The 11,215-nt window shown below is 62.5% G+C and carries 8 protein-coding genes; 4 read left to right on the top strand and 4 right to left on the bottom strand.

All coding sequences use genetic code 11. The features are described from left to right. Positions 1 to 69 precede the first annotated feature (69 nt). Positions 70 to 309: an RNA chaperone Hfq gene (gene hfq, locus G0P99_RS00530; RefSeq protein WP_005611588.1), complete on the top strand. Its 240-nt coding sequence runs from the start codon at positions 70 to 72 to the stop codon at positions 307 to 309. Beyond that, positions 309 to 1,580, top strand: a complete 1,272-nt coding sequence (gene hflX / locus G0P99_RS00525) for a GTPase HflX (RefSeq protein WP_164126706.1) — start codon at positions 309 to 311, stop codon at positions 1,578 to 1,580. The genes hfq and hflX overlap by 1 nt, the downstream gene beginning before the upstream one ends. Here hflX and G0P99_RS00520 read toward each other — a convergent pair. The 4 genes from G0P99_RS00520 to hemB form a co-directional block, all read right to left on the bottom strand. Continuing rightward, on the bottom strand, positions 1,577 to 2,737 hold the full coding sequence (locus G0P99_RS00520) for a cation:proton antiporter (RefSeq protein ID WP_164126704.1): 1,161 nt from the start codon (positions 2,735 to 2,737) through the stop codon (positions 1,577 to 1,579). The two genes, hflX and G0P99_RS00520, sit on opposite strands and share 4 nt — an antisense overlap. Next, positions 2,738 to 5,203 (bottom strand): penicillin acylase family protein, encoded by a 2,466-nt coding sequence (locus tag G0P99_RS00515; RefSeq protein WP_164126702.1) that lies wholly within the window; start codon positions 5,201 to 5,203, stop codon positions 2,738 to 2,740. It lies immediately after the preceding gene. 137 nt (positions 5,204 to 5,340) lie between these two features. Beyond that, on the bottom strand, positions 5,341 to 5,913 hold the full coding sequence (locus G0P99_RS00510) for a YSC84-related protein (RefSeq protein ID WP_164126700.1): 573 nt from the start codon (positions 5,911 to 5,913) through the stop codon (positions 5,341 to 5,343). A 132-nt stretch (positions 5,914 to 6,045) separates the two neighbouring features. Next, on the bottom strand, positions 6,046 to 7,044 hold the full coding sequence (gene hemB, locus G0P99_RS00505; protein WP_164126698.1) for a porphobilinogen synthase: 999 nt from the start codon (positions 7,042 to 7,044) through the stop codon (positions 6,046 to 6,048). Positions 7,045 to 7,166: 122 nt separating this feature from the next. Here hemB and G0P99_RS00500 point away from each other — a divergent pair, with 122 nt between their 5' ends. Next, the gene (locus G0P99_RS00500) at positions 7,167 to 7,691 is read left to right on the top strand and encodes a component of SufBCD complex (protein WP_164126696.1); all 525 of its coding nucleotides are present in this window, start codon (positions 7,167 to 7,169) and stop codon (positions 7,689 to 7,691) included. Between the two features lie 21 nt (positions 7,692 to 7,712). After that, positions 7,713 to 11,168 carry a transcription-repair coupling factor gene (gene mfd / locus G0P99_RS00495; protein WP_164126694.1) on the top strand — a complete coding sequence of 1,152 codons (3,456 nt, stop codon included), beginning with the start codon at positions 7,713 to 7,715 and terminating at the stop codon, positions 11,166 to 11,168. Positions 11,169 to 11,215 lie beyond the last annotated feature (47 nt).

Here is an 11,215-nt window from a genome sequence, read left to right as displayed (position 1 = left end):
TCATACTTAATCATTAGGTGCGTGCCGATGCGCGGCAAGTAGCAAGAACAAAGGCGAGATTGTAAAGAAATGGCTTCGGACAGACAGAATCTTCAGGATGCCTTCCTGAATCACGTGAGAAAAACCAAGGTCCCGGTCACGATATTCCTGATCAATGGTGTAAAATTGCAGGGGGTCATTACCTGGTTCGATAATTTCTGCGTGTTGCTGCGCCGCGACGGACAGTCGCAACTGGTGTACAAACACGCGATTTCGACGATCATGCCTGCGCAGCCCATCAGCCTGTACGAAGGTGAAGACTCCAATTGATGGAACAAGATCGTGCGGGCACCCGCGCGTGGGTTCTGCATCCCGAGTTGAAATCCGACCCTGACCGCAGGGATCCTGTTCCGGCGCTGGATGAGGCTGTAGCGCTGGCTGCGGCCTTGCCAGAGCTGGAGGTCGCGGGCTCGGGCATTGTACGCTTGCCCAAACCCCATCCCGGTCACCTGTTCGGTTCGGGCAAGGTCGAAGAGCTGGGCGCGCTTTTCAAGGCCAATGAGGTCGAGCTGGTGCTGATCGACGGGCCGCTGTCCCCGGTGCAGCAGCGCAATCTGGAAAAAGAATGGAAAGTGAAGATCCTTGATCGGACCGGTCTGATCCTGGAAATCTTCTCGGACAGGGCCCGGACCCGCGAGGGCGTCTTGCAGGTCGAGATGGCCGCGCTCAGCTATCAGCGGACGCGCCTTGTGCGGGCGTGGACTCACCTGGAGCGGCAACGCGGCGGGCTGGGGTTTGTCGGTGGTCCCGGCGAAACCCAGATCGAGGCGGACAGGCGGGCGATCGACGAACAGCTTGTGCGGCTGCGTCGGCAGCTCGACAAGGTGGTCAAGACGCGCGAATTGCACCGCAAGGCGCGCGCCAAGGTGCCTTATCCCATTGTCGCCCTTGTGGGCTATACAAACGCCGGGAAATCGACGCTGTTCAATCGGATGACCGGGGCCGAAGTGCTGGCCAAGGACATGCTGTTTGCCACGCTCGATCCGACCATGCGGCGGGTTCAGCTGCCGGACGGGCCCGAAGTGATCCTGAGCGACACGGTGGGTTTCATTTCGGATTTGCCGACGGAACTGGTTGCTGCGTTCCGCGCAACGCTGGAAGAGGTGCTTGCCGCCGATCTGATCCTGCATGTTCGCGACATCAGCCATGCCGCGACCGAAGAGCAGGCACGCGATGTCGAAAGCATCCTCGCCTCGCTTGGTGTGGCCGAAGGAAGCCCGAAGTTGGAGGTCTGGAACAAGATCGACCTGCTTAATCCCGACCGCCATGCCTCGGCCCGGATACGGGCAGAGCGGGATCCGGGTCTTTATGCTGTATCGGCGATCACGGGAGAGGGGCTGGAGGATCTGTTGGCGGCCATTTCCCGGCAGTTGGAAGAGGTGCGGCACGAGACCACGCTGCACCTGTCCTTCTCCGATGGGCGCCGCCGGGCCTGGCTGTTCGAGCAGGACGTGGTGCAGAGCGAGGAACAGACCGAGGCCGGGTTCGAGATCAAGGTGCTGTGGACGTCGCGGCAAGAGGCGCGGTTCGGCGCGCTCTAACCCGCCTTGCGCAGGGCGAAAGACGCCAGGATCGGCCCGATCAGTTCAAAGGCAACGGTGGCAGCGATGGCAAGCGCCGTGATCATGTCCCCATGTTCGGGGAAATACTCGGCCGCCATAAGCGCCATGCCAATGGCCACCCCGGCCTGCGGCAACAAGGCCGGTCCATACCATCTGCGTTGGCGGCGCGGGGTGCGGGCCAGCAAACCGCCCAGCCACCCGCCCGCGATGCGCCCCAGAATCCGCAGAACGAAATAGGCAAGTCCAACCGGCCCAATGGCCCACAAGGCCGCGGGCTCTAACGTTGCGCCCGCAAGGATGAAGAAGATGATCATGAAGGGCCATTCGAGGTTTTCGATCTCGCGAAAGGCCATCGTGTGGTGGCGGGCAAGGTTGACGATGACGGCGCCGGCGGTCATGCCCGCGATCAGATAGGACAGATCGAGCCAGAGAGCGCAACCGGCGGTCAGGAAAACGACCCCGAGCGCTTCGATCCTCAGCGGTTCGCCGTCCGACAACCGGCCGGTCAGATAGGCGGCAGGCACGCCGATAACGCAGCCCAGCAGCATCGAACCAAAGATCTCGACCAGGGCGTCGGTCAGCAGGTGCAGCCCCGGATCGGCCCCGTCGACAGCTCGGGCGACTACAATCAGCAGCGCGAACACCATCACGCCCCAGGCATCGTCGATGGCAACGATCCCTTTAAGGGTCCGGGAGAACTCGGTTTCGGTTCCCGATTGGTGGATCACATCCAGCGTTGCCGCCGGATCGGTGGCGGTTGCCAGCGCCCCGATCATCAAGGCCGCGGCCAAGGGAACGCCGATTGCGGCCAAACCGGCAGACACGGCGATCAACGTGCAGAACACGACCGCCAGTGAAATGATCACGATGGTCCGGCCTTGGGATCGGAGCGTTCTGAATGACAATTCGCCGCCCAGCAGAAACGCCACCATGCTGAGCGCGATGACCGAGACAATCGGATAGACATCGCGCAGGCCATCCGGGATCAGGTTGAACCCGGCGCTACCGCCGAGCAGCCCACAGGCCAAGAGCAGCGTCACCCGGGGCAGATTGGTGCGCCGACCCAGACCGTCGGCCGCCAGCCCGACGAGAAACAGCACCCCAAGCGCGATCAGAGCTGGAGCGTACCCCTGCATTTAGGGTTCCGGGACCAGTTGCGTGATGCCGACGGCGGCTGCCCGTGCCAGCTCGGTATCCAGCGACATCGGGATGTATTCGCCCCGGCGCCAGAGCTGGGCCTGATCGTCATAATAGCGCGACAGGAAATGGCCCGATTGGCCGGTCGAGATCACGAATACGGAACTGTCCGGGTCGGCAAAGTCATAGACCCCGCGATAGGCCGCGCCGTGCACGTTCTGGAACGGGTCCGGATCCTCGCCCGAGGTGCGGCCCCGTTGCAGCGTGTTGTCGCCGCCGCTGGTGGATTGGCGGATGTTCACGAAATAGCGCAGCACCGGCACCTCGCCTAGTACAGGATGGTCGTGGGTTGCCTGATGCGCGTCGCCCCAGCGCAGCGACTCCAGGGCGGTGCCATAGCGCTCGGCAATCCAGACCAGGGCATCGTCCAGCGCAAGCCGGGCAATTTCGGTGCAGTCTTCCTGTGGTGCGCTTTGCCGGATATCGCACCAGGCCGAGGCGCCGTCGACATCTTTGAAAACCCGTTCGATGAACAAGGGTTCGACATGTTTGAATTCGCTGGCGAGCGGTCCCAACTCGTCGGTGATCAGGCGTTTCTGCAAAGCGCGCACCCAGGCGGCATAGATCAGGGGTTCGGGAAGATGTTCGTTCATCTCGCCGTTCCATTCCGCCAGAAGGGCCAGCGCGATCTGGCGCTGGCGTTCGGGTGTGCCCTCGGGGGCGGCCTCTCCGGTGAACCACAGATCTGCGCCGATCAGCGGCAACAGGGTACGGGCGGTCGGGCTGACCGGGTCGAGCTGCGCTTCGATGAAGCTGTCGCGGGTGTGTACCTCGCGCGATTGCATCAGTCTCTGCCAGCGGGTCACGCGCTGGGTGTCACCCCAGACAAAGGAGATGTGGTTGGGAAACGGCCGTTCCAGCAGCTTGTTGTTGGTATTGCCGAGCAGGCCGCCGACCGGGGACAGGAATTCAGGGTTGGAGGCATAGGGCATCCGGCCCTGCCAGCGGTTCTCGATGCGCCAGCCTTGCGAGGGCAGGCGGCCCTGGCTTTGATGCGCGGCATCCCGGCGTGGCACCGCTCCGACCATCTTCATCGCGACGGTTTCCCGGTCGGCCAGCGTCAGGTTCTGCGAGGGGCCGACATAGTTTTCGCTGGCCTTGATCGCCTCGGTCACCGAGCCGGCGCTCATCAGCGCCATCGCCGCCGAGATCGAACTGTCCTGAGGATCGAGAATGGTCCATCCCAGCGACACCACATGTCCGGGCGGCGTGATGGTTTCCAGGTCATATACCGTTCCGGGCAGGACCGGCCCATTCTCGGTCCAGCGCAGGGTCAAGGTGATCGGGGTGGCATCCTTGATCTCGATGATCGAGGGACGGGTTTCGAACGCCTTGTACCCGTCCGGGGTCAGGTACTCTTCGGGGTTGTCGGGGTTCAGCTTTTCAATGAACAGGTCCTGATCGTCCATGTAGGACGAGGTCAGCCCCCAGCCCAGACGCTCGCTGCGGCCCAAAAGCACGGATGGCATTCCGGGGATCGTACCGCCGATCACACCCCCCTTGGCCAGTTCCAGCCGGGCCAGATACCAGGTGGAGGGGGCCGAGAACCCCAGATGCGGATCATTGGCAAGCAAGGTTCCGCCGCTGGCAGAGCGCGACGGAGCCGCAGCCCAGGCATTGGACGCCCCGGCCAGACCGCGTTTTGGCAGTGGCGACAGTGGGTTATCAGCCTCTTTTTGTCCCGCGGCATAGCGTGGCAGGCCGGGAAACATCGCGGCATATTCCGGCAGCGCTGCCACCCCTGCACCCGGTGCATCCGGCAGGATATCGGCCAGACGGGCTTGATCGTCCAGCATGAGAGAGGTTCGCGCGCGTAGTACCTCCTCTTCGAGATGTCCGGACAGTTGCAGGCCCATCAGCTTGAGGATCGCGATACTGTCGGCCGGTTGCCAAGGGGCGACGGGGGCGTTGAACAGGAACATTTCGGGCGCGCCACGGCCAAGCGCCTTGTCGTTGATTTCCGCAAGCCGCGCGTTCACACCAGCGGCATAGGCCCTGAGCGCGGCGGTGGTATACGCATCCTGCGCCCCGACAGATTGCTGCGCCAGACGATAGAGGTCGAGCCGCCGCATCAGCCGGTCGATCGACACGGTTCTCTGGCCGAAAACCTCGGACAACCGCCCCTGAACCGTCCGGCGTAACATGGTCATCTGCCACAGCCGGTCCTGGGCGTGCACGTAACCCAGGCCAAAGAACACGTCAGGGTCGGATGCCGCAAAGATATGCGGAACGTTGTTGTTGTCGCGCACGATTTCGACAGGTGCGGTGACGCCATCGACCTCCAGCGTCTGGTTGTACTCGGGCAGCGACTGGCTGGCGAGGTAATAGACCAGGGCATTGGTCGCGACCACCAGAATGACAAGACCTGCGGCAAGTCGCAGAAGCCAGCGAAAGATCAGTCCCATGCGTGACCCGAAAGGTTTTGGTTTGCGGATGATGATTTGACACTAAGACATTGAGTGCCGGAACAAAAGAGCACATCCGGTTCGGATCCGCGATCCCAGGCAGCGCCGATCACAGGTCGTGGCCGGCGCTGTCTCGGTCAGGGAATGATACGGGTATACTTGGTGCCTTCCAGTGTTGCCCCCACCCGCAGACCGGCGCGGCCAAAGACCGCCGCCAGCACCGGAGAGCGCAGGGTGTTCGTGTCGGCCGCCAGAGAGTCGCCCTGATCGCTGACCACATATTCCAGATCGGCACCTGCGGCCCAGCCGCTGGACCGGCGGAATTCGCTGAGCGCGTCCTGGGTCATAAAGAACAGCACATGCGCATATTGCTGGGCACCCACCTGGAACCCGGCGCTGCCTTTTACCGCCGAGTAGTAATCGACCGTCACACCGTCGATCCGCAGCGCGCCGCGCCCGTAACCGCCGCCAAAGACGAAACCGGCCTCGGTCAGGAGCGGCATCACCAGCATGCCAGCGGCCTTTTGCGAGATTTCCACCGTGTTCGGGAACTCGCTGTACATCTCGTTCAGCGTCGCGATGACACGCGCGTCGATCTGCGCCGCGTTGGAGTTTCCGACGCCATTTCCGCAAGCTGCGGTCACTGTCAGACCGGCCATGCCAAGAAGAAGGCCACGACGGGTGGGCCGGGGAATAAGGGTGCTGCTCATTTCTCTCGTCTTTCGTAGAGTTGCCTGAAAAAGCCGGGTTTTCCCGGTCTTGGCGGAGACAATACGCCGTTCACAAGGTCCTGTCACGACCGAACTGTCGCGGTTCGGCGAGTTCTCGCCCTGAAAACAGGATCAGCCGTTCAGAATACGGGCAACCTGGGGCGCAAAGTAGGTCAGGATGCCGTCGCATCCGGCGCGCTTGAACGCCAGCAGGCTTTCCAGCATCACCTTTTCCCCATCGACCCATCCGTTCTGGGCGGCGGCCTGGATCATCGCGTATTCGCCGGACACCTGATAGGCATAGGTCGGGGCGCCGAACGTGTCCTTGACCCGGCGGCAGATGTCGAGATAGGGCATGCCCGGCTTGATCATCACCATGTCCGCACCTTCGGTCAAATCCCGTTCGATCAGGCGCAGCGCCTCGTTCGTGTTGCCCGGGTCCATCTGATAGGTCTTCTTGTCACCGGTCAGCGCGCCCGATGCGCCGACAGCATCGCGGAACGGCCCGTAAAACGCGCTGGCATATTTCGCGGCATAACTCAGGATCATCACATTGCGGTGGCCTGCCGCCTCGAGCGCCCGGCGCATAGCGCCGATGCGCCCGTCCATCATGTCACTGGGGCCGATGATGTCGGCGCCTGCCTCGGCCTGCGCCAGCGTCATCTTGACCAACGCCTCGACCGTCTCGTCATTGATGATCTCGCCATCCACCACGTAACCGTCATGGCCGTTGATATTATAGGGGTCGAGCGCCACATCGGTCATCACCGCGATGTCAGGGGCGGCGGCCTTGATGGCGCGAATGGCGCGGTTCGACAGGTTGTCGGGGCTCCAGGCCTCGGCGCAGTCTTCGGTTTTCAGCGCGGCGTCGGTATAGGGGAACAGGCAGATCGCTGGAATGCCCAGCGCCTGCGCCTCGACCGCGGCCTTGGCGATCAGGTCGACCGACCGGCGCACCACGCCCGGCATCGAGCTGACGGGTTCCTCGATCCCCTCACCATCGCGCACGAAAACCGGCCAGATCAGGTCATCCACCGTCAGCGTGTGTTCCCGCACCAGCGCGCGAACGGCGGAAGAACTGCGTGCACGGCGGAACCGCGTGGCGGGAAACGGGGCGATAGTAGGCTTCATGCTGCGCTCTCCTTGCACATTCGGGCATTGGGTGGCATGGATTTGGTCCGGTCACAAGGGTACCAAAGGCCGCGTATTGAGGATAGAAGGCCGCAAACACGGCGAGCAGAGGGGCAGCACGGTTGGATTGGTATGCGTCTATCTTCGAACTCATCGACATGCGGAGCTTTTCCAACCTCTGGTTCTGGATCGCTCTGGCGGTGGTCTGGTCGACGGCCAGCCATTGGGTTCTGGGAGTGCCGTACGACATGGTGACCCGTGCCCGGCGGGTCGGAGGACAGGCAGAAGAGGATCTGAACGACATCGCACGCGTCAATGTGAACAGGATGCTCTATATCGTTGAAGTTTCAGGCATTTGGTTGTTTGCCTTTTCGTGTTTCATCCTGTCGGGTCTGGCGACGGCCGGATTTGCCTATGGTATCGAATTTGCCCAGGCGGTGTTTCTGCTGGCGTTTCCATTGACATGGGTGGCTCTGCTGAATCTGGTGACGGCGCGGCGTATCCGGGCCGAGACACTCCAGGGAGAAATGCTGGCGCGTGCGCTTGGACGCTGTCGGCTCTACACCCAGATCATCGGCATGTTGGCGATCTTTTTTACCTCGCTCTGGGGCATGTATCAGAATCTGTCCATCGGCGTTCTGGGCTGAGCGCGGCAGGCGGAGACGGCAATGAAATCACCCAACCACGTCCTTGTCGGGGGAGCACCCGAAGGGTTTGACGCACAATTGATCCTCAAGGAAGTCGCGCGCGCCGACGGTCCGGTGCTGCATGTGGCACGCGATGACAAGCGGCTGGAGGCGATGCGGGCGGGGCTGGCCTTCTACGCTCCGGACTTGCCGGTCTTTGTGTTCCCGGCCTGGGATTGCCTGCCTTACGACCGTGTCTCGCCGAACCCCGATGTTTCGGCTGCCCGGATGGCGACTCTGGCGGCATTGGTTCACCAGATGCCGGCGCGTTTTGTGCTGCTGACGACCCTCAACGCGGCCACGCAGCGGGTGCCGGCGCGCGCGGTGCTGCGCGAGGCGGCGTTCTCTGCGCAGGTCGGCCGCAGGGTAGACGAGGACGGGTTGCGCCAGTTCCTGGTCCGCATGGGGTTCAGCCAGAGCCCGACGGTGATGGAACCAGGTGACTATGCTATTCGGGGCGGGATCATCGACATTTATCCACCCGGCGACAACGGGCCGGTGCGGCTCGATTTCTTTGGCGACGTGCTGGATGGCGCCCGCCGGTTCGACCCGGCGACGCAGCGGACCACCGAGAAACTGGATCTGGTCGAACTGGCCCCGGTAAGCGAGGTCATACTGGACGAGGCCGCAATCACCCGGTTCCGCCAGAACTATCGCATCGAGTTCGGGGCGGCGGGCAATGACGATCCGCTTTACGAGGCGGTCAGCGCCGGACGCAAGCATCAGGGGATGGAGCATTGGCTGCCGTTCTTCCACGAAGATCTGGAAACCCTGTTCGACTATCTGCCCAAGGCCACGGTGACGCTTGATGACCAGCTGACCGCCGCACGCCTGTCGCGGTGGGAGGGCATTCAGGATCAATACGAAATCCGCCGTCTTGCCATGGCTGACAGGGCGCGGATGGACAGTGTCTATAAACCCTTGCCACCGGGCCTGCTGTTTCTGGACGATGCCGATTGGGAGGCACTGTTGCAGGATCGGCGGGTGATGCAGTTCAACCCGCTGCCACAGGCCAGCGGGCCGGGTGTGATCGACGCGGGCGGTCGCATCGGGCGCAATTTCTCGCCGGAGCGCGCCTTGGAAAACGTCAGTCTTTTTGGTGCCTTGGCAAATCACATCAAAGCAAAACTGGCGAAAGGCCCGGTTCTGATCGCGTCTTATTCCGAAGGCGCGCGCGAAAGGTTGAGTGGCCTGATCGAGGATGAGGGCCTGGCCGAGACGATCCCGGTTGCAAACGGCACAAGGATCGGCAAGCGCGGTCTGCATCTGGCGGTCTGGGCGCTGGAACATGGATATGAAACACCCGAGATTACGGTGATCTCGGAGCAGGATGTTCTGGGCGACCGGTTGATCCGGCAGCCCAGGAAGAAGCGCAAGGCCGAGAACTTTCTGACCGAGACGCAATCCCTGTCGCCCGGCGATCTGGTGGTGCATGTCGATCATGGGATCGGCCGATATCAAGGCATGGAGGTGATCACCGCCGCTGGCGCCGCGCATGAGTGCCTGTTGCTGGAATATGCCGACGACGCCAAGCTCTACCTGCCGGTCGAGAATATCGAACTGTTGTCAAAATACGGCCATGAAGAGGGGCTGCTCGACCGACTTGGCGGCGGTGCCTGGCAGGCCAAGAAGGCCAAGCTGAAAGAGCGCATTCGCGAGATGGCCGACCGGCTGATCCGCATCGCCGCCGAACGCGCCCTGCGCAAGGCGCCGGTCATGGATCCGCCGCCGCATGCCTGGGAGGATTTCAGCGCCCGCTTTCCCTATCAGGAAACCGACGACCAGTTACGCGCCATTGGTGACGTGATGGACGATCTGCATTCCGGCATGCCGATGGACAGGCTGATCTGCGGCGATGTCGGTTTTGGCAAGACCGAAGTAGCGATGCGCGCGGCCTTTGTCGCGGCCATGTCGGGGTTGCAGGTGGCGGTGATTGCTCCGACCACGCTTTTGGCCCGTCAGCATGCGGGCAGTTTCCGCGAGCGGTTCCGGGGCTTTCCGCTGGAGGTGCGGCAGTTGAGCCGTTTCATCTCGGCCAAGGAGGCGCAACAGACGCGCGAGGGGCTGGCGCGCGGCACGGTGGATATCGTGATCGGTACCCATGCGCTTTTGGCCAAAGGGATACGGTTCCAGAACCTCGGCCTGCTCATCATCGACGAGGAACAGCATTTCGGCGTGGCGCACAAGGAGCGGCTGAAACAGCTGCGATCGGACGTGCATGTGCTGACGCTGACCGCAACGCCGATCCCGCGCACCCTGCAACTGAGCCTGACGGGAGTGCGGGATCTCTCGATCATCGGCACGCCGCCGGTGGACCGGCTGGCGATCCGAACTTATGTCAGCGAGTTCGACGCGGTCACCATCCGCGAGGCGCTGTTGCGCGAGCATTACCGGGGTGGGCAGAGTTTCTATGTGGTGCCCCGCATCACCGACCTGCCGGATATCGAGACTTTCCTGAAGGAACAGCTGCCGGAACTGACCTATGTGGTGGCACATGGCCAGATGGCGGCGGGCGAGCTCGATGACCGCATGAACGCCTTTTACGACGGCAAATATGATGTGCTGCTGGCCACGACCATTGTCGAAAGCGGACTGGACATCCCCACCGCCAACACGATGGTGGTGCACCGGGCGGACATGTTCGGGCTGGCGCAGCTCTATCAGATCCGGGGGCGGGTTGGCCGGTCCAAGGCGCGCGCCTATGCCTATCTGACCACCAAGCCGAGGGCGCGCCTGACGCCTGCCGCCGAAAAGCGGCTGCGGGTGCTGGCCTCGCTCGACACGTTGGGGGCGGGGTTCTCGCTGGCCAGCCAGGATCTGGACATTCGCGGCGCGGGCAACCTGTTGGGCGAGGAACAGTCCGGGCAGATGCCCGATGTTGGCTATGAGCTCTACCAGTCGATGCTGGAAGAGGCGATCGCCAAGATCCGCAGCGGCCAGATGGAGGGGCTGAGCGAGGCCGACGACCAATGGGCGCCGCAGATCAACCTGGGCGTGCCGGTCCTGATCCCCGAGGACTATGTGCCCGATCTGGATGTCCGGCTGGGTCTCTACCGGCGGCTATCGTCGCTTAGTACCAAGGTGGAGCTGGAAGGCTTTGCAGCCGAGTTGATCGACCGGTTCGGCAAATTGCCCAAGGAAGTGAACACGCTGCTTCTGGTGGTGCGGATCAAGGCCATGTGCAAACGCGCGGGCATCGCGAAACTGGACGGCGGGCCAAAAGGCGCCACGATCCAGTTTCACAACGACAAATTCGCGTCACCGGCAGGGCTGGTTGAGTTCATTCAGGGCGAAAACGGGTTGGCCAAGATAAAGGACAACAAGATCGTCGTGCGTCGCGACTGGCGCTCGGATGCCGACAAGATCAAGGGTGCCTTTGCCGTGGCACGCGATCTGGCGGAAAAGGCCTCTGTCGGTGGGAAGGTCGGTCGCGCGTAGCGCGCAGATTTTTCAAAAAAAAATCTGTAGGCAAAATCTTGATAAGA

Origin of the sequence: Ruegeria sp. PrR005, from assembly GCF_010500245.1 — a bacterium.
In the GTDB taxonomy this organism is placed as follows: Bacteria; Pseudomonadota; Alphaproteobacteria; order Rhodobacterales; family Rhodobacteraceae; genus Ruegeria_B; species Ruegeria_B marisflavi.
This window is presented reverse-complemented; position numbering and strand designations above follow the sequence as displayed.

Excerpts from the sequence above, each read along its gene's own strand:
- G0P99_RS00510 (WP_164126700.1), bottom strand. The coding sequence starts at position 5,913 with ATGAGCAGCACCCTTATTCCCCGGCCCACCCGTCGTGGCCTTCTTCTT.
- hfq (WP_005611588.1), top strand. The coding sequence starts at position 70 with ATGGCTTCGGACAGACAGAATCTTCAGGATGCCTTCCTGAATCACGTG.
- hemB (WP_164126698.1), bottom strand. The coding sequence starts at position 7,044 with ATGAAGCCTACTATCGCCCCGTTTCCCGCCACGCGGTTCCGCCGTGCA.
- G0P99_RS00515 (WP_164126702.1), bottom strand. The coding sequence starts at position 5,203 with ATGGGACTGATCTTTCGCTGGCTTCTGCGACTTGCCGCAGGTCTTGTC.
- mfd (WP_164126694.1), top strand. The coding sequence starts at position 7,713 with ATGAAATCACCCAACCACGTCCTTGTCGGGGGAGCACCCGAAGGGTTT.
- G0P99_RS00520 (WP_164126704.1), bottom strand. The coding sequence starts at position 2,737 with ATGCAGGGGTACGCTCCAGCTCTGATCGCGCTTGGGGTGCTGTTTCTC.
- hflX (WP_164126706.1), top strand. The coding sequence starts at position 309 with ATGGAACAAGATCGTGCGGGCACCCGCGCGTGGGTTCTGCATCCCGAG.